The sequence below is a fragment of the Pseudomonas sp. GWSMS-1 genome (genome assembly GCF_049847425.1).
Classification (GTDB): domain Bacteria; phylum Pseudomonadota; class Gammaproteobacteria; order Pseudomonadales; family Pseudomonadaceae; genus Aquipseudomonas.
This window is the reverse complement of record NZ_JBMHHV010000005.1, coordinates 2,664,022-2,687,294: the sequence shown is the minus strand read 5'-3', so window position 1 is coordinate 2,687,294 and position 23,273 is coordinate 2,664,022. Positions and strand designations below refer to the sequence as shown.

General features: G+C 60.1%; 18 protein-coding genes and 2 pseudogenes. 17 read left to right on the top strand and 3 right to left on the bottom strand.

Translation table 11 applies throughout. From position 1 onward, the window contains the following. Positions 1-35 precede the first annotated feature (35 nt). Both ACEPAJ_RS16320 and ACEPAJ_RS16315 read right to left on the bottom strand, forming a co-directional pair. Complete coding sequence (locus ACEPAJ_RS16320) at positions 36-1,490, bottom strand: gamma-aminobutyraldehyde dehydrogenase (RefSeq protein WP_425916182.1); 1,455 nt, start codon at positions 1,488-1,490, stop codon at positions 36-38. A 135-nt stretch (positions 1,491-1,625) separates the two neighbouring features. Beyond that, positions 1,626-2,537 carry a LysR family transcriptional regulator gene (locus ACEPAJ_RS16315; protein WP_425916180.1) on the bottom strand — a complete coding sequence of 304 codons (912 nt, stop codon included), beginning with the start codon at positions 2,535-2,537 and terminating at the stop codon, positions 1,626-1,628. Positions 2,538-2,701: 164 nt separating this feature from the next. Between ACEPAJ_RS16315 and ACEPAJ_RS16310 the strand changes: the two genes are divergently transcribed. The 15 genes and pseudogenes from ACEPAJ_RS16310 to ACEPAJ_RS16240 all read left to right on the top strand — a co-directional run bounded on the left by ACEPAJ_RS16310 (position 2,702) and on the right by ACEPAJ_RS16240 (position 19,168). After that, positions 2,702-3,496 (top strand): hypothetical protein, encoded by a 795-nt coding sequence (locus ACEPAJ_RS16310; RefSeq protein WP_425916178.1) that lies wholly within the window; start codon positions 2,702-2,704, stop codon positions 3,494-3,496. 288 nt (positions 3,497-3,784) lie between these two features. Continuing rightward, positions 3,785-5,419 (top strand): methyl-accepting chemotaxis protein, encoded by a 1,635-nt coding sequence (locus tag ACEPAJ_RS16305; protein ID WP_425916176.1) that lies wholly within the window; start codon positions 3,785-3,787, stop codon positions 5,417-5,419. A 2-nt stretch (positions 5,420-5,421) separates the two neighbouring features. Further along, a complete protein-coding gene (locus ACEPAJ_RS16300; RefSeq protein ID WP_425916174.1) occupies positions 5,422-5,925 on the top strand; it encodes a chemotaxis protein CheW in 504 nt (167 codons plus the stop codon). Then, on the top strand, positions 5,922-7,163 hold the full coding sequence (locus ACEPAJ_RS16295; RefSeq protein WP_425916172.1) for a CheR family methyltransferase: 1,242 nt from the start codon (positions 5,922-5,924) through the stop codon (positions 7,161-7,163). Before ACEPAJ_RS16300 ends, ACEPAJ_RS16295 begins: the two co-directional genes overlap by 4 nt. Further along, the gene (locus ACEPAJ_RS16290; protein WP_425916170.1) at positions 7,153-7,821 is read left to right on the top strand and encodes a chemotaxis protein CheW; all 669 of its coding nucleotides are present in this window, start codon (positions 7,153-7,155) and stop codon (positions 7,819-7,821) included. The genes ACEPAJ_RS16295 and ACEPAJ_RS16290 overlap by 11 nt, the downstream gene beginning before the upstream one ends. Beyond that, positions 7,818-10,069: pseudogene (locus tag ACEPAJ_RS16285) on the top strand (hybrid sensor histidine kinase/response regulator). Before ACEPAJ_RS16290 ends, ACEPAJ_RS16285 begins: the two are co-directional and overlap by 4 nt. Then, positions 10,066-11,070, top strand: a complete 1,005-nt coding sequence (locus tag ACEPAJ_RS16280; RefSeq protein ID WP_425916168.1) for a chemotaxis response regulator protein-glutamate methylesterase — start codon at positions 10,066-10,068, stop codon at positions 11,068-11,070. Before ACEPAJ_RS16285 ends, ACEPAJ_RS16280 begins: the two are co-directional and overlap by 4 nt. 77 nt (positions 11,071-11,147) lie before the next feature. Then, positions 11,148-12,169 (top strand): annotated as a pseudogene (locus tag ACEPAJ_RS16275) (diguanylate cyclase domain-containing protein). Positions 12,170-12,380: 211 nt separating this feature from the next. Further along, positions 12,381-13,476, top strand: a protein-coding gene (gene prfB, locus ACEPAJ_RS16270; protein WP_322949510.1) for a peptide chain release factor 2 whose coding sequence is annotated in 2 segments (ribosomal slippage) — positions 12,381-12,452 and positions 12,454-13,476 — 1,095 coding nt in all. Because the reading frame shifts where the segments join, the coding sequence is not laid out codon by codon here. 102 nt (positions 13,477-13,578) lie between these two features. After that, the gene (lysS, locus tag ACEPAJ_RS16265) at positions 13,579-15,096 is read left to right on the top strand and encodes a lysine--tRNA ligase (RefSeq protein WP_425916166.1); all 1,518 of its coding nucleotides are present in this window, start codon (positions 13,579-13,581) and stop codon (positions 15,094-15,096) included. 113 nt (positions 15,097-15,209) lie between these two features. Continuing rightward, positions 15,210-15,923 (top strand): TetR/AcrR family transcriptional regulator, encoded by a 714-nt coding sequence (locus ACEPAJ_RS16260; RefSeq protein WP_425916164.1) that lies wholly within the window; start codon positions 15,210-15,212, stop codon positions 15,921-15,923. A 31-nt stretch (positions 15,924-15,954) separates the two neighbouring features. Continuing rightward, the gene (locus ACEPAJ_RS16255; protein WP_425916162.1) at positions 15,955-16,506 is read left to right on the top strand and encodes a hypothetical protein; all 552 of its coding nucleotides are present in this window, start codon (positions 15,955-15,957) and stop codon (positions 16,504-16,506) included. 92 nt (positions 16,507-16,598) lie between these two features. After that, a complete protein-coding gene (locus ACEPAJ_RS16250; RefSeq protein ID WP_425916160.1) occupies positions 16,599-17,894 on the top strand; it encodes a flavohemoglobin expression-modulating QEGLA motif protein in 1,296 nt (431 codons plus the stop codon). Between the two features lie 128 nt (positions 17,895-18,022). Then, on the top strand, positions 18,023-18,769 hold the full coding sequence (locus ACEPAJ_RS16245) for a TIGR00266 family protein (RefSeq protein ID WP_425916158.1): 747 nt from the start codon (positions 18,023-18,025) through the stop codon (positions 18,767-18,769). Between the two features lie 93 nt (positions 18,770-18,862). Continuing rightward, entirely contained in the window at positions 18,863-19,168 is a 306-nt protein-coding gene (locus ACEPAJ_RS16240; protein WP_274086896.1) for a hypothetical protein, read from the top strand. Between the two features lie 3 nt (positions 19,169-19,171). Here ACEPAJ_RS16240 and ACEPAJ_RS16235 read toward each other — a convergent pair whose 3' ends face one another. Continuing rightward, the gene (locus ACEPAJ_RS16235) at positions 19,172-19,513 is read right to left on the bottom strand and encodes a pilin assembly protein (RefSeq protein WP_425916156.1); all 342 of its coding nucleotides are present in this window, start codon (positions 19,511-19,513) and stop codon (positions 19,172-19,174) included. 157 nt (positions 19,514-19,670) lie between these two features. On the opposite strand from ACEPAJ_RS16235, the gene ppc reads away from it, so the two are divergent. Together ppc and adk are read left to right on the top strand one after the other, a co-directional pair. Then, positions 19,671-22,307 carry a phosphoenolpyruvate carboxylase gene (gene ppc / locus ACEPAJ_RS16230; protein ID WP_425916154.1) on the top strand — a complete coding sequence of 879 codons (2,637 nt, stop codon included), beginning with the start codon at positions 19,671-19,673 and terminating at the stop codon, positions 22,305-22,307. A 246-nt stretch (positions 22,308-22,553) separates the two neighbouring features. Beyond that, entirely contained in the window at positions 22,554-23,201 is a 648-nt protein-coding gene (gene adk / locus ACEPAJ_RS16225) for an adenylate kinase (protein ID WP_274086893.1), read from the top strand. Positions 23,202-23,273 lie beyond the last annotated feature (72 nt).

The window sequence follows — 23,273 nt, the reverse complement described above, 5'->3', positions numbered from 1 at the left end:
GTCTGTCGGCAAGACCGCTGCCGAACGGGTGAAAGTCAGTCTAGTTGTTGTCCGTGGCGTGCCATGATGTGGCGCACCACGCTGTAATCCTGCAGTGAGTCGCTGGATAGATCCTTGCCATAGCCGGAGCGCTTAAGCCCGCCGTGCGGCATCTCGCTGGCCAGCATGAAGTGCGTGTTGATCCAGGTGCAGCCGTATTGCAGGCGTGCGGCAACCTGCATGGCCTTGTCCAGGTTCTGCGTCCATACCGAGCTGGCCAGGCCGTATTCGGAGTCGTTGGCCCAGTCCACTGCTTGGCTCAACTGATCGAAGCGGGTAACGGTGACCACCGGGCCGAATACCTCGCGTTGAACAATCTCGTCGCCCTGCTTGCAGCCGGCGAGCAAGGTTGGCTGATAGTAGAAACCGGGGCCGGAGTGCACGGCTGCGCCGGTAACGCGCTCGATATGTGGTTGGCCGAGCGCTCGCTCAACAAAGCTGGCCACACGATCGCGCTGGCGTGCACTGATCAGCGGGCCGATCTCGTTGTCGCTGTCTTTCTTGCGGGCGAAGCCGATGCTCGCCACCGCGTCACCCAGTTCGGCCACCAAGCGGTCATGAATGCCTGCCTGGGCGTAGATGCGGCAGGCCGCGGTGCAGTCTTGGCCGGCGTTGTAGTAGCCATGGGTACGGATACCCTCAACCACTTCCTCTATATCAGCGTCATTGCAGACGATCACCGGTGCCTTGCCGCCCAACTCCAAGTGTGTGCGCTTTAGCGTACGTGCGGCGCTCTGCAGGATCTTCTGTCCGGTGACGATATCGCCGGTCAGCGACACCATGCGCACCCGTGGGTGGCCGACCAGCTGACTGCCGACGCCTTCGCCACCACCGCAAATAATGTTCAGCACCCCCGGCGGGAGGATCTGTGCGAGTGCCGGGGCCAAGGCCAGAATCGACAGCGGGGTGTGTTCGGACGGTTTGAAAATCAGCGTATTGCCGGCCGCCAAGGCTGGGGCGATCTTCCAGGCGGCCATCATCAGCGGGTAGTTCCACGGTGCGATGGAGGCGACCACGCCAACCGGATCACGGCGCACCATGCTGGTGTGGCCGGGCACGTACTCACCCGCCAGCTGCCCTTGCTGGCAGCGCACGGCACCTGCGAAGAAGCGGAATACGTCGGCGGTTGCGGGAATATCGTCTTGGCGAGCTAGGTGTAGCGGTTTGCCGCAGTTCAGCGACTCCAGACGAGCAAGCTGTTCTGCGTTCTGTTCGATGGCGTCGGCGATGGCCAGCAAGACGGTGGCGCGTTGTGCTGGCGTGGTGCGTGACCAGCTCGCAAAGGCACTATGGGCGGCCTGTACGGCGGCTTCCACCTGCTCCAGCGAGGCCTCAGTTATAGAGGTGAGTACGTCGCCGCTGGCGGGGTTGATGATGGCTTCGGCCAAACCTTCCCCAGCGACCAACTGGCCGTCGATCAGCAATGCGCTGTACAGGGTTGGCTCGGACATTTTCGGATTTCTTTTTTTAGTTTCTACCTGCATAACGGCTCCAGTTCTTGCCCGGAGCGCCTGCGTCCATATGCAGCTGAGACTAGAGTCCGGTACAGAGGTCGACAAATTCTTAATATTGAAAGCAGCGTTCGATTAAATCGAAACCTTGCGGCTGTGCGGTTGTTCACGTGCCACGGAGAGAAATGGGTCAACTAGCGCGGGCCGCGCGGTACCTCGGCGCCAAGCCAGGCCAACGTCCATTGGCTCGCTCAGGTCAGCCAGCGGCAAGGCCTCGATGATGTCGCCTTCCAGTGACCAGGGACGGTAGGTCATGTCCGGCTGAATCGACAGGCCAAGGCCGGCCGCCACCAGGCTGCGCACCGCTTCCACTGAGGCGGTGCGCAGGGTGACGTTCGGCGTCATGCCGGCGCGGCTCCACAGGCGTTGGGTGTGCAGCCCCATTTCATCGGCGTTGAGCTGAATCAGTGGTTCGCTGGCCACATCCGCCAGGCTGATGCTGTCACGCTCCAGTAACGGATGACGTGCCGGCAGCCATAGCCGATGCGGCGAGTGGGTCAGTACCTCCGTCTGCAGCGCGTGGCGGTCCTCCAGGTTGGAGAGGATCAGTACGCCAACATCGATCTCGCCGCTGACCAACAGGTGCTCGATATACGGACGCTCGTCCTCGACCACGCGGGTTTGCACGTTGGGAAAGGCGCGCTGAAAACGGGTGATCAGGTCGGCCAGGTAGTACCCGGCCACCAGGCTGGTTACGCCAATGGTCAGGCTGCCCGCGACCTGATCGGTACTCTGTTGCAAGCTGCGCTTGGCGTTGTCCACGGTGGCCAGAATCAAGTGTGCCTGGCGTAGGAATTGGTGGCCCTGGTGGGTCAGGCTCATGCCTTTGGCGTGGCGGTTGAACAGACTGACGCCTATTTCTTCCTCCAGCTGCTGGATCGCTAAGGTCAGGGTCGATTGTGAAATGAACACCGCCTGGGCGGCGGCGGAGATCGAGCCGGTCTCGGCGACGGCAATGAAATGGCGGATCTGGCGTAGGGTCATCATGCGGCGGTGGCTCGCGGCGAGAGGTGTGTCTGGGGTTGTGATTTATCGAACGAAGACTGGTGTATTCTTTTATAACGAATGCGTGTGGTTGCCTAGGGGAGTGTTGGCCGTGTTGAGGCCACGTCCCTATACTCGACGCCCTCCATGTTGTGGATGAGTAATCAATGCGTCGTTTGTATAAGAGCTGCCTGCTTTTGTTGGGTTTGCTGGGTATCAGTCAGTTATTGCAGGCTGCACCTGATGCGGCGCTGACGCAGGTGCAGCTGGCGCAGGTGCAGGTGTTTCGCGCTAGCACTGATCTGTTTGTGCATCGTGGTGAAGGTGGCCATGCCGGGCTGGAGACTAAGGTGCAGGCTGACCTGGGTAGATTGCGTGCAAGCCTGGATACTCTGCAGGCGCAGCCCTTGACCGACTCCGCGCGTTTGGCGGTGGAGCAACTGCAGTCGCCATTGGCCGCCTTTATTGCGCTGGTCGAGCAAACGCTGGCGTATAGCCCTGGTGAACCTGATCTGCCGTGGGCGTTCAACTTCCAGTACAGCAAGGCCCAGCGTGAGTTGCTGGTGGCGCTTGAGGCACTCGAGCAACAGCTGCTCAAAGGTCTGGCGCAGCCACTACCGCCGGCGGATCTGCGTTTGCAAAGCCTGCCAGCCAAGGTGCAATACCTGGCGGCGCGCTACACCGCGCGTGCCTATGTGGGCGGTATCGAGACCTTGCCCGAACAACAGCAGCATTATCTGAATCAGGATATCGATGTGCTGGCCAAGCAGGTCGATGGCGAGCTCACCAGCCTGGCCCCTGAACTGACGGAGGCGCAGCAGCAGCGTTTACAGCGTGCGTTGACGCGCTGGAAGTTTATCTACGCACGCCTGGTTGGCTACAGCGACAATCTGGTACCGCTGGTCGTCGAGCGGCATGCCGCCGAGCTGGCTGACCAGTTGCTGCGTCTGCGGGCTCAATAATTATTAGCCTGGATCTACGCGCTGTTCGTGCTGAGGTCACGCCGTTGGCTTGAGCCCGGCGCATCAGCTGTTTTAGTAACCCATCAAGCCAGGCAGCGTCGGTGCCAGGCTCTTTGCTCTGGCGGCAGCGCGGCTCAGTTGTTTGCAGGGCGCGGGCTGATGGGCATTGCCTCTGTCTGTCCTGCTGTTTCAGCGCTTGCCGCTGGCAATGGCAGTCTCTAGAGTCCTTGTATCTTTGCGCGATCAGCCTATGGCTGGCCGCGTGCGTTTAACCGAGTGGGGAATATTGTGAAGAACTGGACTGTCCGGCAACGCATCATCGCGAGCTTTTCTGTGGTGGTCGTTATCCTTCTGCTGCTGTCTGCCACAGCCTATTACCGCTTGGCGACAGTCGAGCAGGCCGCGATCAAGGTGAGTACATCGGCTGCGCCGGGTATGCAGTTGGTCGGCTTGGCGCGGCTGGCCTGGGCTGATCATCTGTTGGAAAGCCAGCGCCTGCTGATCGTTGGTCAGGAGGGGGCGGCTGATCTGAGTCTGAGTGCCGCCGAGCGTAAAACCTTCGAAGAGCTGTTGCAGCGCCTGGAGACAACCTGGGGGGATTACCAGAACACCATCAGCAGTGAGGCGGAACGTGTTGAAGCGCAGCATTTCGTGCTCAAACGTGATCAGTACCTGACGCTGCACGCTCAATTCCTTGAGCTGATTGCTGCCGGGCGTGCCGCGGAGGCTTCGCAGTTGGGTCGTGAGCAGCTGTTGCCGGCCTGGTCAGAGGCTCGCGCGGTATTGAGCCAATTATTCGAATTGAACCGGCAATATGCAGAGCAGGCGGTGCAGCAGATTGTTACGGATATTGGCGTGACCAAATTGAGTCTGGTGCTGGCCATTCTGATTGCTCTCGGCGTGGCGGCCATCAGTTCAGTGAGCCTGCAGCGGGCGATTAGCCGGCCCATCATTGCCGTGGTGGACACCTTCAAGAAGCTCGGTTCCGGTGATCTTTCGGCGCGTTTGGATATGGGCCGGCGAGATGAGTTCAATGCCATTGAGGAGGGTTTCAACAGCATGGCCCATGAGCTCAACAGCTTGGTGGCCCAGGCGCAGCGCTCGGCGGTGCAGATGACCACGTCAATCACCGAGATCGCGGCTACGTCCAGGCAGCAGCAAGCCACTGCCACTGAAACCGCAGCCACCACCACGGAAATCGGCGCCACCTCGCGGGAAATTGCCGCGACCTCGCGCGATCTGGTGCGCACCATGAGTGAGGTGTCCGGTACTGCCGAACACACCTCGGTGCTGGCCGGTTCGGGTCAGTTAGGCCTGGCCCGCATGGAAGATGTGATGCGCCATGTGGTGGGGGCTGCTGAGGTGGTGAATGCCAAGCTGGCGATCCTCAACGAGAAGGCGGGCAACATCAATCATGTGGTGACCACCATCGTCAAAGTGGCTGATCAGACCAATCTACTGTCCTTGAACGCCGCGATCGAAGCCGAGAAAGCGGGCGAATACGGCCGTGGATTTGCCGTGGTGGCCACGCAGGTTCGTCGCCTGGCCGATCAAACGGCAGTTGCTACCTATGACATTGAACAAATGGTGCGTGAGATCCAGTCAGCGGTGTCGGCGGGTGTCATGGGCATGGATAAGTTCTCCGAAGAGGTGCGCCGAGGTAATAGCGAAATGGCCCAGGTCGGTGATCAGCTGACGCAGATTATTCATCAGGTGCAGGCGTTAGCACCGCGGGTGCAGATGGTTGACGAGGGCATGCAGGCCCAGGCGACGGGGGCCGAGCAGATTAATCAGGCGCTGGTGCAGTTGAGCGAAGCCAGTGGCCAGACGGTTGATTCGCTGCGCCAGGCCGGTGCCGCGATTGATGAGCTGAACCAGGTAGCCGGTAGCCTGCGTAGCGGCGTCAGCCGATTCAAGGTCTGAGTATGCCGAGCCCGAATGCCGGCCAGGCGTCTTCCACGCGTGAGGCGGGCGAGCTTTATCTGTTGTTCAGCCTGGATCAGGACCGCTATGCGCTCAATGTGCACGAGGTGGTTGAAGTGTTGCCTTTGCGTCGCTTGAAGGCTTTTCCGCAGGCACCTGCCTGGGTTGCGGGTGGCTTTGAATACCGTGGCGTGTTGGTGCCGGTGATCGACTTGCTGGTGCGTGCCTGTGGGCGGCCTGCCGCGGCACTGGCCAGTACTCGGTTGGTGTTGGTGCATTACCGTCCAGCCAATCGCGTGCTGGGGCTGATTCTGGAGAAAGCCACCGATACCTTACGCTTACCCAACAGCGCTTTCCGTGACGCCGGCCTGGGCCCTGGTGACGCGCACTATCTGGGCGCCGTGCAGGCGTCTGCACAAGGACTGGTGCAGCGCATCGAGGTCGCTGGGCTGCTGCCGGCGGATGTCTGTGCCTTGCTGTTCCCCGGTGGGGGCGCGGCATCATGATTGCTCAGGTGGAGCACCTGCTGAAGCGGCTGATCGGCCTGGAGGCTGAGTCGGTTGGGCGGTTGGTGATCGAGCGTGCGATTCGCCAGCGTATGCAGGCGCAGGGTATTTCTGCGCAGGCTGATTATTGGCTGCACGTGAATCGCTCAACGACCGAGCAGCAGGCGCTGGTTGAGGCCGTGGTCGTGCCGGAAACCTGGTTTTTTCGCTACCCAGAGTCTTTTGCCGCATTGGTGGAACTGGCGCTCAAGCGTAAGGCAGCGCTATGTGGCAGTCGCCCGCTGCGCCTGCTCAGCCTGCCGTGCTCCAGTGGCGAGGAACCCTACTCGATTGTGATGGCGCTGCTGGATGCAGGCTTCGCCCCCGCTTCGTTTCAGGTCGAAGCGCTGGATGTCAGTGCCCGGGTACTGGAGCTGGCGCGACTGGGGCACTACGGTCGCAATTCGTTTCGTGGCCAGGATTTGAGTTTTTGTGAGCGTTATTTCGACGCCACTGACAGCGGTTTTCAGTTGCAGGCGCGTGTGCGCGACAGGGTCAAACTGCGCTGTGGCAACTTGATGGATAGCCACGTGCTGGGCGGCGAAGCGCCTTTCGACTTTATCTTCTGCCGCAACCTGCTGATTTATTTTGATCGCCCTACGCAGCATGCGGTGCTCGATGGGTTGCAGCGCTTATTGCACGACGGTGGCACCTTCTTTGTCGGTCCTGCGGAGGCCAGCTTGCTCACCCAGCGCGGGATGCAGGCGTTGAAAGTGCCGCTGACCTTTGCCTTTCAGCGTGTGGTGGAGGCACCTGCATTCAGGGCGCCGAAGCAATGGGTCGCGCCAGCCCCTGTTCGCCCTGTACGGCCTATGCCGGCTTCTCGTGTGCGTGTTGAGCGGCCCGCGGTGCCTACTGCGCCGCTCGATGAGGCGTCCAGTGCGTTGGCCCGAATTGTGGCACTGGCCGATGCTGGGCGCGGTGCTGAGGCCCTTCAGGGCTGTGAGCGTTATCTACTTGAGCATGGCCCCAGTGCCGATACGTTCTACTGGATGGGCCTGCTCAATGACATGGCCGACCAGGGCGATGTTGCCCAAGGTTACTACCGCAAAGCGCTTTACCTGGAGCCTGAACATGTGGAGAGCCTGGTGCACTTGGCGGCGCTGTTGGCGGCGCGAGGTGACCATGGCGGTGCTAAGCGGTTGCAGCAGCGGGTCAACCGAGCGAGCCTATCTGGAGTGAAGCGCGATGAGCGATAACCTGATACTGGCGCAGAGCGCCGCACGTATCGATGACTGCTGGAACCGCATTGGCATTCGGGGCGATAAAAGCTGTGAGCGCTTGGATGAACACGTGCACTGCCGCAATTGTGAGGTGCACGCTGCCGCTGCGATCCACCTGCTTGAGCGCTACGCGTCCATGCAAGACGATGTTGAGCCGGAGGTCGATGAGCCGCTGGTCGAGCGTTGTTCGCTGCTGCTGTTCCGGGTTGCCGAGGAATGGCTGGCGATCGCCACGCGTAGTTTGGTCGAGGTGGTGGCGCAGCTGCCGGTTCATTCATTACCCCATCAGCGTTCACGCAGCTTGCTGGGGGTCGCCAATGTGCGCGGTACGTTGGTGGCCTGCCTGTCGCTGGCTGAGCTATTGGGTATCCCTGCGGGTACTAGTCAGGCTTCTGGCCAGCGCGTCATTGCCCGCATGCTGATCCTGACCGGGCAGGGCGGGCCCGTGGTGGTGCCGGTGGACGAAGTGGACGGGATTCATGCGATTGCGCGGCACACGGTGCAGCCTGCTGTGCGTGATGGTGGGCTGGCGGTCAGTCAGTTTTCCAGCGGGGTGTTTCAGTGGCAGGGGCGCAGTATTACCCAGCTTGATGATGAGTTGCTGCGTCAGGCCATGAGCAGGAGTTTCGCATGACGCCCGATCAGATGAGGGATGCTTCGCTGCTTGAACTCTACCGCATGGAGGCGGACGCCCAAGCGCAGGTGCTGGATGCCGGTTTGTTGGTGCTTGAGCGTGAGCCTAATCATGCCGGGCAACTGGAAGCCTGTATGCGTGCAGCGCATTCGCTCAAGGGCGCGGCGCGAATCGTTGGGTTGGATGACGGCGTTAAAGTGGCTCACGCCATGGAGGACTTGCTGGTGGCCGCTCAGGAAGGCCTGTTGCGGTTGCTGCCCGAGCAGATCGACGGGCTGCTGCAGGGCACCGATCTATTGCGCCGGGTCGGTGCACAGGATGCGGCTGATGCCCCCTCGACCGAACGGATTGAGCAACTGGTGACCTTGCTCGAGCGTCAGCTGGCGACGGCGGTGCCGGCTCTGGGGCGCACAACTGCAGCAGAGCCAGTGTTGCAGCAAGCCACTGTGGCCTCGCAGGTGACGGCGCATGAACCTGCAGATGAGTTGCCTGATGAAGGGCGCGGACGAGTTTTACGGGTCTCGGCCGAGCGTCTCGATCACTTGTTGGACATGTCGGGTAAAGCCCTGGTCGAGTTTCAGCGGATTCAACCGCTGGCGGACTCCTTGCAACGGCTTAAGCGCCAGCAATCAGCGGTTCGGCGTGCCCTGGACGGATTGCGAGACTTAACCCTGAACAGTTCTCTAGAACCGCAGGCACAGGCCTTGCTGGATGATTCCAGGGCGCAATTGGCTGAATGCCAGCAATTACTGCAGACGCATTTCGAGGCTTTTGATGAGTTTGCCTGGGAGGGTGGCCTGCGCAGCCGCTCACTCTACGATGCCGCACTGTCCTCACGCATGCGCCCGCTGGCCGATGTGCTGGTCGGGCGCGCGCGGATGGTACGTGACCTCGGGCGTTCACTCGGTAAGCAGGTGCGCCTGGACATTGAAGGGGACGCCACGCAAGTTGATCGCGACGTACTTGAACGATTGGATGCACCCTTAACCCACCTGCTGCGTAACGCCCTTGACCATGGCATCGAACTCCCCGAGTTGCGTGTACGCAAGGGTAAAGCCGAGGAAGGGCGACTGCTGCTTCGGGCCCGTCACCGTGCCGGCATGCTGGTGCTGGAACTCAGTGATGACGGCGCTGGCGTCGATGTGGAGCGCCTGCGTGAGGTGGTCGTCACGCGTAAATTTGCCAGTGCCGAGACCGCCGCCAAGCTGAGCGAGGACGAGCTGCTGGCGTTTCTGTTCTTGCCGGGTTCAGCCTGCGTGAGCAGGTCAGTGAAATGTCTGGCCGAGGTGTGGGGCTGGACGCGGTGCAACACGCGTTGCGTCAACTGCGTGGCAGTGTGCGCCTCGAGGCTCGCCGTGGTGAGGGCAGTACCTTCATCCTGCAGGTGCCGCTGGCGCTGTCTGTGGTGCGCAGTCTGGTGGTGGACATTGCCGGTGAAGCCTATGCCTTCCCCTTGGCGCACATCGAACACATGCTGCGGGTGAACGTCGAGGATGTCGTGCAGCTGGAGGGGCGTCAGCACTTTTGGCACGGCGATCGCCATGTCAGCCTGATCGCGGCCAGCCAGTTATTGCAACGCCCGGAGGGGCGCTGCGAAGAGGCGGGTATTGCGCTGGTGCTGATACGTGAGCGTGACAACCTTTACGGCATTGCCGTGGATCGTTTTATTGGCGAGCGCACCCTGGTGGTCATGCCACTTGATGCGCGGCTGGGCAAGGTTCGCGATGTGTCGGCCGGCGCCTTGCTGGATGACGGCACGCCGGTGCTGATTCTCGACGTTGAAGACTTATTCAGCTCAATTGGCAAGCTCCTGGGTAGCGGTCATCTGGAACGGGTCGATCGGCGCAGCCAGGGTGTTCAGGAAGCCGCCCGCAAACGTGTACTGGTGGTCGACGACTCACTGACGGTGCGCGAGCTTGAGCGCAAGCTGTTGCTCAGTCGAGGCTACGACGTGGCGGTTGCCGTGGACGGCATGGATGGTTGGAATGCGCTGCGCGACGAACGCTTTGATTTGTTGATTACCGATATCGACATGCCGCGCATGGACGGTATCGAGCTGGTGACCTTGTTGCGTCGCGATAGCCGCCTGCGCACGTTGCCAGTGATGGTGGTGTCTTATAAGGATCGTGAGGAGGATCGTCGCCGAGGGTTGGATGCCGGCGCGGATTACTACCTGGCCAAAGCCAGTTTTCATGATGAGGCGCTACTTGATGCGGTGCAGGTACTGATAGGTGAGGCGCAGGGATGAGAATCGGAATAGTCAACGATATGCCGCTGGCCGTGGAGGCGTTGCGTCGCGCGCTGGTGCGGGCTCCGGAGCATCAGGTGGTCTGGGTGGCGGGCAGTGGTGCAGAGGCTGTGCAGCGCTGTCGTGAAGACACCCCGGACTTGCTGTTGATGGACTTGCTGATGCCTGAAATGGATGGCGTTGAAGCCACCCGGCAGATCATGGCCGAAACGCCCTGCGCCATCTTGATCGTCACCTCAGATGTCGAGCGTCATGTCAGCCGGGTGTTCGAGGCGATGGGCTATGGCGCGCTGGATGTGGTGGCCACGCCCGTGTTGGGTGAGGCTGCGTTGCCGGATGCCGCCATGCTGCTGCGCAAAATCCACAATCTGGGGTTGCTCTTGGGGCAAAAAAATGTGCGCAAAGCAGTTCCGCTGGCCCCGCGTGAGAGCAGCAGTTGTCGTCAGCGCTTGGTGGTTATTGGGGCGTCGGCTGGCGGGCCGGCCTCCTTGGTTGAGTTGCTCAAGCAACTGCCCGCAGGGTTTCCCGCTGCCATCGTGCTGGTGCAGCACGTGGACGAGACCTTCGCTGCCGGTATGGCGCAATGGCTGGCCAGTGAGTCGCCGCTGCCGGTCCGTTTAGCCCGCGCAGGCGACGTACCGCAGCCTGGGACAGTGTTGCTGGCGGGCAGTAATGATCATCTGGTGTTGCAGCGTAATGGCGAGTTGACCTACAGCGCCGAGCCCAGCGCGCATATTTATCGGCCGTCGATCGATGTGTTTTTTGACAGTGTGGTCGCCAACTGGAAGGGCGACTCCGTCGGCGTGCTGCTCACCGGTATGGGCCGCGATGGTGCCCAGGGGTTGCTGAATATGCGCCAGCGCGGGTTTCTGACCATTGCGCAGGACCAGGCCAGTTGTGCGGTGTACGGCATGCCCAAAGCAGCGGCGCAGCTTGATGCCGCATCAGAAATATTACCGCTGACCGAGATTGGTCGGCGTCTCGTGGCGCTGTTTGATTAACGGCTGGAGAAGCTTAAGTGTTGTTGGATGTTGCAGGGTCTATAACGATAGAGGGCATTGAGCCTGGGGAACGTGGTATGCAGGATTTTACTCAGTTTAACGGTGCTCAGGAGGATGCGCCGATATCGACTCCGTTGATGGTCTTACTGGTTGATGATCAGGCGATGATTGGTGAGGCTGTGCGCAGAGCGTTAGCGAATGAGGCGAATATTGCATTCCACTTTTGTTCGGATCCTTTGCTGGCCGTCAGTTTGGCGGAGCAGATAAAACCAACGGTTATCTTGCAAGATCTGGTCATGCCCGGGGTCGATGGTCTCGAGTTGCTGGCCCAGTACCGTAGCCGCCGGGCACTGCAGGATGTGCCGATTATCGTGCTGTCGACCAAGGAAGATCCCAAGATCAAGAGCCTGGCATTTTCTCGCGGGGCCAATGATTACCTGGTCAAACTGCCTGACGTGATTGAGTTGGTGGCGCGTATTCGTTACCACTCACGCTCCTACTTAGCCTTGCAGCAGCGTGATGAGGCCTTTCGTGCGTTGCGTGAAAGCCAGCAGCAATTGCTCGAAGCCAATCTGGTGCTGCAGCGCTTGATGAGGTCAGACGGGTTGACCGGCCTGGCCAACCGTCGGCATTTTGATGATTGCCTGAGCAGTGAGTGGTCACGTGCGTTGCGTGAGCAAAGCGAGGTGTCGCTGCTGATGATCGATGTCGACTACTTCAAAGCCTTTAATGACCGCTTTGGTCATGTGGAAGGTGATGAAGCCTTGCGTAAAGTCGCGACCTGCATGAGTGAGATGTGCAGCCGCTCTTCAGACCTGGCGGCGCGTTATGGGGGGAAGAGTTCGCCATGATCCTGCCGGGTACCTCGCGTGGCGGCGCACGCTTGCTGGCCGAGAAGGTCCGCCTTTGCGTGCAGGCCTTGGCGATTCCCCATGAACAGCCTGGCCAAGACTCCATTGTCAGCATCAGCCTGGGCGTTGCCACACTCACCCCGCAGATGGGCATGGCCGCGACCGATTTGGTCGAGTTGGCCGACCGTGGGTTGTACCTGGCCAAGCAGAATGGGCGTAACCAAGTCGGCGTGGCCGAGCGAGATTGAGCTATAACGCGCAGGGGCGGCGTGACGGCCAGCCTCCCTGGCGTGTTACGCGCAGGCTGCAAGCTGGCTATTGACTGCGCTATACTCGCCGGCTTTTCTAAAACTTCGGGGCCACGGTCAGGTCGCCGCGTCCGCTGAGCAGCCGTGATGCTTGCTCGTCGGGCCGCACAAGGCCGCTGTACACCTCAATCGCCTGCGAGTGCTGAACGCCATGGAAATTAACCCGATCCTCAACAGTATCAAAGACTTGTCCGAGCGCACCCAAACCATTCGGGGGTATCTTTGACTACGATCACAAACATGATCGCCTGGTCGAAGTAAACCGCGAGCTCGAAGACCCCAACGTCTGGAACAACCCTGAGTACGCGCAAAATCTAGGCCGCGAGCGTGCCTCGCTGGCATTGATCGTCGACACCTTGGATGACCTCAACAGCAGCCTGGCTGATTCGCGCGACCTGCTGGAAATGGCCGCCGAAGAAGACGACCAAGCGGCCGCCGATGATGTCGCAGCCGAGGTCGAGCGCCTGCGCGATATCCTCGAAAAGCTTGAGTTCCGCCGCATGTTCAGTGGCGAGATGGACGCTAACAACGCCTACCTGGACATCCAGGCCGGTTCCGGCGGTACTGAGGCTCAGGACTGGGCCAACATGCTGCTGCGCATGTACCTGCGCTGGGCCGACAAGCGCGGTTTCGAAGCCATCATCATGGAACTGTCTGCCGGCGAAGTCGCCGGGATCAAAGGTGCGACCCTGCACATCAAGGGCGAGTACGCCTATGGTTGGCTACGCACTGAGATCGGCGTGCACCGCTTGGTACGCAAGAGTCCATTTGACTCGGGTAACCGCCGCCACACCTCGTTTACCGCGGTGTTCGTCTCGCCGGAAATCGATGACAACATTGAAATCGATATCAACCCGGCAGATCTGCGCACCGACACCTACCGCTCCTCGGGCGCGGGCGGTCAGCACGTTAACACCACTGATTCGGCGGTGCGTATCACCCACGTACCGACCAACACCGTGGTCAGCTGCCAGAACGAGCGCTCCCAGCACGCCAACCGTGACACGGCGATGAAAATGCTGCGGGCTAAGCTCTACGAGCTGGAGATGCAGAAACGCCGCGAAGCCTCCCAGGCGCTGGAAGACACCAAGTCGGATATCGGCTGGGGTCATCAGATTCGCTCTTATGTGCTCGATGCCTCGCGGATCAAGGATCTGCGCACCAACGTCGAGCGCAGCGACTGCGACAAAGTGCTCGACGGCGACATCGATGAATACCTGGTGGCGAGCCTGAAACAAGGGCTCTAACCGCCGACTGATGGTTTTAGGCAGGTTGGGTTGTGTTACGCGCAGCCCAATCACCCGCCGGGCCCGTGCCCAACCAACGATTTACAGGACAGACGAACGACCATGAGCGACCAACAACTCGACCCCCAAGGCCTTTCTCACGAAGACCAGCAACAGGAAGAAAACAAGCTGATTGCCCTGCGCAAAGAAAAGCTTGCTGCCATCCGTGCGCAGGGCAACGCCTTCCCGAATGACTTCCGCCGCGAGAACTACTGCGCCGACCTGCAGAAACAGTACGCAGAGAAGACCAAGGAAGAGCTGGCCGAGGCCGCGATTCCAGTCAAGGTTGCCGGGCGCATCATGCTCAATCGTGGCTCGTTTATGGTGCTGCAGGACATGACCGGGCGCATTCAGGTCTACGTCAACCGCAAGACCCTGTCCGAAGAAACCCTGGCCGCAGTGAAAACCTGGGACATGGGCGACATCATTTCTGCCGTGGGCACCCTGGCCCGTTCCGGCAAGGGCGACCTGTATGTCGAAATGACGGAGGTGCGCCTGCTGACCAAGTCACTGCGCCCGCTGCCCGATAAGCACCATGGTCTCACCGACACCGAGCAGCGCTATCGCCAGCGCTATGTTGACCTGATCGTCAACGAAGACGTACGCCAAACCTTCCGCGTGCGTTCGCAAGTGATTGCGCACATCCGCAGCTTCCTGATGCAGCGCGATTTCCTCGAAGTGGAAACGCCAATGCTGCAGACCATCCCAGGCGGCGCCGCGGCCAAGCCGTTTGAGACGCACCACAATGCGCTGGACATGGAAATGTTCCTGCGTATCGCGCCTGAGCTGTACCTCAAGCGTCTGGTGGTCGGTGGTTTTGAGAAGGTCTTCGAGATCAACCGTAACTTCCGTAACGAAGGCGTCTCGACCCGGCATAACCCCGAGTTCACCATGCTCGAGTTCTACCAGGCTTACGCCGACTACGAAGACAACATGGATTTGACCGAGGAGTTGTTCCGCGAACTGGCGCAACTGGTCCTCGGCAGCACCGACGTGCCCTACGGCGACAAGGTGTTCCACTTCGGTGAGCCGTTTGTGCGCCTGTCGGTGTTCGACTCCATCCTTAAGTACAACCCTGAGCTGACTGCTGATGATCTCAACAACCTCGACAAGGCGCGTGAGATTGCTAAAAAAGCCGGCGCCAAGGTGCTGGGTTTTGAAGGCCTGGGCAAACTGCAGGTGATGATTTTCGAAGAGCTGGTCGAGCACAAGCTGGAGCAGCCGCACTTCATTACCCAGTACCCGTTCGAAGTGTCGCCGCTGGCGCGTCGTAACGATGACAACCCCAACGTCACCGACCGCTTCGAGTTGTTTATCGGCGGCCGTGAAATCGCCAACGCCTACTCCGAGCTCAACGATGCGGAAGACCAGGCCGAGCGCTTTATGGCGCAGGTGGCGGACAAAGACGCCGGCGACGATGAAGCGATGCATTACGATGCCGACTTCGTCCGCGCCCTGGAATACGGCATGCCGCCGACCGCCGGTGAAGGTATCGGGATCGACCGCCTGGTGATGTTGTTAACCAACTCACCGTCGATTCGCGACGTGATCCTCTTCCCGCATATGCGTCCGCAAGCCTGATGTTTAAAAAGCCGCCCACGGGCGGCTTTTTATTGTCTGCCAGTGGACTATCTTTGCGATTAGCTGACTAAGTTAAACGTCGCTTTGAATAACTGACAGAGGATTGTCCCGCTGTGACAGCCACCCCCACCCAAGAAAACGCCACGCTGGTGGCCAACGCCGTCGCTGACAGCGTCCAATACCAAGGACGTAAAGCCAGTCGCCAGGGCAGTGAGCAGCGCCGCCAGGCGATTCTCGACGCTGCCATGCGCATTATCGTGCGTGATGGCGTGCGCGCTGTGCGTCATCGCGCGGTGGCCGCCGAGGCGGGGGTGCCGCTCTCAGCGACCACCTATTACTTCAAAGACATCAACGACCTGATCAGCGATACCTTTACCCAGTTTGTCGAGCGCAGCGCGGCGCATATGGGGCAGTTTTGGCAGAGTACCGAGGGCTTGTTGCGTGAGCAGGTCAGCCGCCTGGACGGCAGCGCCGAGGCGCGTCGACGGTTGGCCAATGAAATCGCCCGGTTGGCTGTGGAATATGTACGTCAACAGTTGCTCACGCGCCGTGAACACCTGCTAGCCGAGCAGGCTTTTCAGCAGGAGGCCTTGCTCAACCCGCGCTTACACGGGCTGATGCGTGCCCACCGGCAGATTTTGCTTCAGGGCGTGACGCATTTCTTCGAGGTGCTGGGCTCGGAGCAGGCGGAGCAGGATGCCAAGCTGTTGACGGCGATTATCGTCCGCATGGAATATCAGGGCCTGCTCGATGGTGCCGCGCATCTAGACAGTGAAGAGATGTTGGCCATGCTTAAGCGTTATATGCATTTGGTGCTGGGCCTCTAAATCCTGCCAATCCGTTCACAAGGAGAGTTCAATGATCGCCTGGCGCGCGCTGCTTGCCGTGTCCTTCCTATTACTGGGTGGGTGCCTGGTTACCTTTAAAGACCCCATTCCCGCCCATGAAGCCGCCCCAATACCCCTGCTTGGCGAGTGGTCGCGCAAGAATGAATGGGGCGAGCAACAGTATTTGCAGATCACCCGCGCCGGCTCCAATGTTTACAAGGCGCGGACCTATGTCGACAGCCTGGATAACCTTGAAAGCACTGAGGAATATGGCTTTACCGTGGCTCATCACGGGCGGCGTTGGTACCTGTCGGCGGGGTTGCCAAAAAGTTTGGGGGCGAATTTCGCCATCGCCGGTTTTGAGCTGACCGGCGACAACGAGCTGGTGATCTACAACCTCGATGTGGACCGCATTCTTCAGGAGCTGGAGCTGGGCGTTTTACAGGGCGAAGTGGTGGAGGCCGCTGAAAGCGACGGTGTGCTTATCAGCAGCCCGCTGGAGCAGGTATTCGGCTACCTCGATGATCAGGCTAACTCGGATGTATTTGTCGAAGTCGCGCGCTATCAGCGTGCAGGTGATTAGCGCCGCGACATGAGTAATCGGTCGCTGCCACAGAGACTGGCATTGCCCGATATCTCATGGTTGAAGTGACATTAGTGAGTAATAGGGAACGCATGAACAGTCATACCGGGTTGGACGATTATCAGTTGATTGTGCGCGCACTGTCCGACCGTTTGGTCGAGGCGCAAACGCCAATTCGAGTGCTGGACGCGGTGAAATGGGACGACTCGATTCGCAGTGAATTTCTCAAGCACAAGGGCAAGAAGCTGCCCGTTATCGACCGTGCTTATTACGCGAATCGGCCGTTGCCCTTTGATGCAGCCGCGAAGAAGCTGGAGTTTCAGAATATCGAGCGCGACATCACTCGCCAGCTCGGCCAGTTCAATCCGGTGGGCAAAATCATGCGGCGCATGTGCCGCGAGTACCGCATGGTCATCCGCATGCTCGAAGCGCGGGGTACCGAAGATTTTGGCCTGATCAGCCAGGAACTCTACGGCGCTGCCTCGGACGCCTTTCATGCTGGCGACCCAACCCTGGCCGATCTTGGTCTGATGTTTTCCGACTTTCTCAACAACATCGACAAGCGCGGCGACCTTAAGGACGAGGCCAAGACGCTGACGGCCAAAGAGGCCGTCAACCTGCTGCAACAGCGCCTGAATAAGGTGTTTGGTGAGGCCGAAGATACCATTCGGGTCTTCGAGTCTGACGGTATTCTTGCCGATGCCGCGGCGGGTGCGGACTACATCAAGATCCGCGCCGACGCGATGTTCAACGAGCGTGACGTTAAGGCCCTGGAAGTGCACGAAGGCCTGGTACATGTGGCGACCACCCTGAATGGCTTGAGCCAGCCGGTGTGCACCTTTTTGGCTAAGGGTCCGCCATCATCGACCGTGACTCAGGAAGGCTTGGCGATCCTTATGGAGGTGATTGCCTTTGCCTCTTACCCAACCCGTTTGCGCAAACTGACCAACCGCACCCGCGCCATTCATATGGCCGAAGAGGGCGCGGACTTTCTGCAGGTTTTCGACTTTTACCGCGAGCAGGGTTTCAGCCAGGAGGAAAGCTACAGCAATGCCAGTCGGGTGTTTCGTGGCTCAACGCCAACAGGGCTGCCGTTCACCAAGGACCTGTCCTACCTGAAGGGCTTTATCATGGTTTACAACTACATCCAGTTGGCCGTGCGTAAAGGCAAGTTGGAGCAGATTCCGCTGCTGTTTTGCGGCAAAACCACCCTGGAAGACATGCGCTCTTTGCGTCAGTTGGTCGATGAAGGGCTGGTTGTCGCGCCCAAGTACCTGCCGCCGCAGTTCAGCGACCTCAACTCGCTATCAGCCTGGATGTGCTTCTCCAACTTCCTCAACCACCTAAGTTTGGATCGGATCGAAGCCGACTACGCCAACATTCTCTAGGCGCTACTGCACTCGGTTATGCGGCGTTGCGCCTGACCCTTCGCTCGTGAAGCTCCTAGCCCTCTAATAGACGATCCGTAGCCCGGATGAAATCCGGGTTGCTCTTCTCGCATTAACAGGAGCTGCGCATGCCCAGCCATCAACTTGACTACGAAATCCTCGGTGCCTCCGCGCAGAGTGTGGAGATCATTCTTGATCCCGGTGAAACGGTGATCGCCGAAGCCGGTGTGATGAATTACATGACCGACGGCGTGCGTTTTGAAACGCGCATGGGCGATGGTTCAACCAGCGGTGTGCTGGGCAAGCTGTGGGGCATGGGCAAGCGCATGCTGACGGGCGAATCGCTGTTTATGACGCACTTTTCCAATGCCGGTAAAGCGCCCGCGCGGGTGGCGTTTGCCGCACCGTATCCAGGCACCGTGGTGCCGATTCAGTTGGCCGAGCATGGCGGCACGCTGATCTGCCAGAAAGACGCTTTTCTCTGTGCGGCCTACGGTACGGCGGTTGGTATCAGCTTTAACAAACGCCTGGGGGCCGGTTTCTTCGGCGGTGAGGGGTTTATTCTGCAGAAGCTTGAGGGTGACGGCCTGGCCTTTGTCCACGCCGGCGGCACGGTGATCCGCAAGCAGCTGAACAACGAGACGTTACGCCTGGACACCGGTTGCCTGGTGGCCTTTACCGCCGGTATCGATTACGACATCGCCCTGGCCGGTGGGCTGAAAAGCATGCTGTTTGGCGGAGAAGGCATTCTCCTGGCCACGCTCAAAGGCACGGGAACGGTGTGGGTGCAGAGCCTGCCGTTCTCGCGGTTAGCCGAGCGCATTTATGAAGCGACCTTCAAGGCCCGCGAGGAAGTCCGGGCGGGCGGCAAGTAATGCGGCAATCTGGGGCTTTGCAGGCGGGTGGCTTTGTTGCAAGCTGCGCCGCCTGATGCATCGCCCGCCCAATTGTTAATCCGAGAGCCTGTTATGAGTGAAGTCAATCCCATCCCGCTTATCCTTACCGCTATCGGCAGCATCTGCGCCACTGTGGCTGTGCTCGGTTTTTACGGCTATTTGCACGTTGCCAAGCCGGAAGATGCGCTGCTGCTGTCTGAGTTCACCATGCTCAAGACCGTGCCGGGTGAGGATTATAAAGTCTCGCTCAAGCCCGCCAGCCAGGTTGCCCAGTGCATCGACGGCGTGCTGGTAATGTTTGACCTTGAGCAGAAAGGCCTGAGCGGTGTGCTGGTTGATCAGCGCAAGCAGGCCGTGCGTTGCACTGACGGCCAGTAACGCCTAATCCGCAGGTTTTTTCTGTTCGCTAAGGCGCTGCAGATGGCGGCGTGACAGAGCGAGGAAGCGCGGCGTGAGGCCGATGTCTTCATACAGCGGGTCGCCCAGCTCGTCGGTGGCCACCACCTTGCTGCCCTTGACGTAGGGCAGACTGGCCTCCAGTTCGTCCAGCGCTGCGCCAAGCAGCTCCCCCAGCAGTTCTTCTACGTGGTGTTTGGGGTACATCTCTTGCAGCGCCGCCAGGCGCGCAGCGGCTTCCAGGTCGAGATGGATTTGATAGGGGGTGGCGCTCAGTCGACCCTGGGCGTTTTCCTGCCAGTGCTGCACCAGCTCGCGAATCTTCATGATGGCCTCGTGTCCGTTCGGTGCCCGGCGTGTGTTGCCCAGGCTTGCCCTGTTAAGACTAGTGCGTGCGCTGATAAGTGCGCTCAGGCGCGTCGCGCACTTGTAAGAAGTTGGCGCGCTGGGCACTCTGCAAGGAGGATCAGCGGAGGCAATAGTCATGGCAGAAATCGATGCGCGTTTGCGCGAAGACGTCCACCAGCTCGGCGAACTGCTGGGTGACACCATCCGGGTGCAGCATGGGGCGGCTTTTCTCGACAAAATTGAACGTATCCGCAAAGGCGCTAAAGCCTCTCGTCGAGGCTCTAAGGACGGTGCGGAGCAACTCAGTGCAACCCTGAATCAGCTGGCGGACGACGAGTTGCTACCGGTGGCGCGGGCGTTTAACCAGTTCCTCAATCTGGCCAATATTGCTGAGCAGTACCACCGTGTGCGCCGCCGTGCGCCGGGTGAAACGCAGCCCTTTGAAGACAATATTCTCGCCGAGCTGCTGCAGCGTCTGGCCAGCCATGGCCATAAGGGCGAGGCGCTGGCGCGCCAATTCGGTCGGCTGGATATCGAGCTGGTACTGACCGCGCACCCCACTGAAGTGGCGCGCCGTACGCTGATTCAAAAGTACGACGCCATGGCCGAACAGCTGGCGGCTGGCGACCATAGCGACCTCTCGGCGGCCGAACGCGAGCAGGTCAAGCAACGCCTGCAACGGCTGATTGCCGAGGCCTGGCACACCGAGGAAATCCGCCGCAGCCGGCCAAGTCCGGTGGACGAGGCCAAGTGGGGCTTTGCGGTGATTGAGCACTCGCTCTGGCATGCCATCCCCAATGTGCTGCGCAAGGCGGATAAGGTGCTGCACGGTGCGACTGGGTTGCACCTGGCGTTGGATGCAGCGCCTATTCGCTTCGCCTCCTGGATGGGCGGTGATCGCGATGGCAACCCCAATGTCACCGCCAGCGTGACCCGTGAGGTCTTGCTGTTGGCGCGCTGGATGGCCGCCGATTTGTACCTGCGTGATATCGATCAACTGGCCGCCGAGCTGTCCATGCAACAGGCCAGTCCGGCTTTGCTGGCGCAGGTGGGGGAGAGCGCCGAGCCTTATCGCAGCCTGCTCAAGCAGCTGCGCGAGCGTCTGCGTGCCACCCGCAGTTGGGCGCAGGCGGCGTTGCATGAAGACTTGCCAGCACCCAGTGCCGTGCTGCAGAACAACCGCGAACTGTTCGAGCCTTTACAGTGCTGTTACCAGTCTCTGCATGACTGCGGCATGGGTGTGATTGCCGATGGTCCGCTGCTCGACTGCCTGCGCCGTGCGGCCACCTTTGGCTTGTTTTTAGGGCGTTTGGACGTGCGTCAGGATGCCAGTCGACACGCTGCCGCCATGACTGAAATTACCGACTACCTGGGCTTGGGGCGATACGCTGAGTGGGATGAAGAGGCGCGCCTAGAGTTTCTGCAACAAGAGCTGGATAACCGTCGGCCGCTGCTGCCGGGGCACTTCAAACCGAGTGGCGAAACCGCGGAAGTGCTGGCCACCTGCCGCGAAGTGGCTCGCGCGCCCGCAGCTTCTCTGGGTTCCTACGTGATCTCCATGGCTGGCGCAGCCTCCGATGTATTGGCGGTGCAACTGCTGCTTAAAGAGGCCGGGTTGCAGCGGCCTATGCGCGTGGTGCCCCTGTTTGAAACCCTGGCCGATTTGGACAACGCCGGTCCGGTGATCAGCCGTCTGCTGGCCTTGCAGGGCTATCGCGCGCGTTTGCACGGGCCACAAGAAGTGATGATTGGTTATTCCGATTCGGCCAAGGATGCAGGGACGACCGCCGCCGCCTGGGCGCAGTACCGTGCCCAGGAAACCCTGGTGCAGGTGTGCCGCGAGCAGGACGTCGAGTTGCTGTTATTCCATGGTCGCGGTGGCACGGTGGGGCGTGGCGGTGGCCCGGCCCATGCGGCGATTTTGTCGCAACCACCGGGATCGGTGGCGGGCCGCCTCCGCACCACCGAGCAGGGGGAAATGATTCGTTTCAAATTTGGCCTGCCGGATATCGCCGAGCAGAACCTCAACCTGTACCTGGCGGCGGTATTGGAAGCCACCTTGCTACCACCACCCAGCCCAGAGCCAGCGTGGCGTGAGCTGATGGACAAGCTGGCCAGCGATGGCGTCAGTGCGTACCGCGCAGTCGTGCGCGAGGACCCGCAATTCGTCGATTACTTTCGTCAGGCCACACCGGAGCAGGAACTCGGTCGTTTGCCCTTGGGCAGCCGCCCGGCCAAGCGGCGCGAGGGCGGGGTGGAAAGTCTGCGGGCGATTCCGTGGATTTTCGCCTGGACGCAAACACGTCTGATGTTGCCCGCCTGGTTGGGTTGGGAAGCGGCTCTGGACAACGCTTTACAGCGCGGTGAAGGCGAACTGCTGGGGCAGATGCGTGCGGGCTGGCCATTCTTCCGCACCCGTATCGATATGCTGGAGATGGTGCTGGCCAAAGCTGATGAATCCATCGCCCAGCTGTATGACGAGCGTTTAGTCGAGCCCGCCTTGCAACCTTTGGGCGCACATTTACGCGGCCTATTGTCGCAGGCGGTGGCCGCCGTGCTCGGGCTTACGGGGCAGTCCCAGCTCTTGGCGCACAGTCCGGAAACCCTGGAGTCGATCAGTGTGCGCAATACCTATCTGGACCCGCTGCATCTACTCCAAGCGGAGCTGTTGGCCCGCGCGCGGCAGCGTGATAATCAGGCTGGCAGCCCTCTGGAGCAGGCATTATTGGTCAGCGTGGCGGGGATTGCAGCAGGTTTGCGTAACACCGGTTAGCGCATTCCAAGGGGGTATTGGGGTGTTCGGTGGCGTGCCTCTGGCGCGTTGCCGGCAGCGTTAACTGGCTGAGGCGGTCGCAGGCGTATCCGACTTTCGGCGGCTTGTGCGCTACCGGTGCGCTGTGTATCTTGAGCGGCCTTTTGGCACTATGGCCCTTGTTGGCAGCGCTGCCTGAACCATTCTGAGATTGGCCCCACGAGGCGAGTCCGAGCGATTTCTACTTAAATTTTGAGGAGCACATCGATGCGCGTAATTTTGCTGGGTGCGCCCGGTGCCGGTAAAGGCACCCAAGCGGGTTTCATCACCAAGAAATTTGGTATTCCGCAAATTTCCACCGGTGACATGTTGCGTGCAGCGGTCAAGGCTGGCACTGAGCTGGGCCTAGTTGCCAAGAGCGTAATGGACAGCGGTGGTCTGGTTTCCGATGACTTGATCATCAACTTGGTCAAAGAACGTATCGCTCAAGCCGACTGTGCCAATGGTTTCCTCTTCGATGGCTTCCCGCGCACCATTCCCCAGGCTGAAGCCTTGAAGGAAGCGGGCGTGGTTATCGACAACGTGCTCGAAATTGCTGTCGATGATGAAGAAATCGTCGGTCGTATCGCCGGTCGTCGCGTGCACCCCGCATCGGGCCGCGTATACCACACCGAGCACAATCCGCCCAAAGTCGCCGGTATTGACGACGAAACGGGTGACGAGCTAATCCAGCGCGAAGATGACAAGGAAGAAACCGTGCGTCATCGCTTGTCGATCTATCACTCGCAGACCAAGCCGTTGGTGGACTTCTACCAAAAGCTGGCCGCCGTTGACGGCACACCGAAGTACAGTGCCATTGCTGGCGTTGGTTCGGTTGACGAGATCACCGCGAAGGTACTTGCTGCACTTAGCTAAGTATGTGCCGTAAGCAGAAAACGCCCCGCCTTTGCGGGGCGTTTTCGTTTGTGGATATAAAGCCGGTGGGCG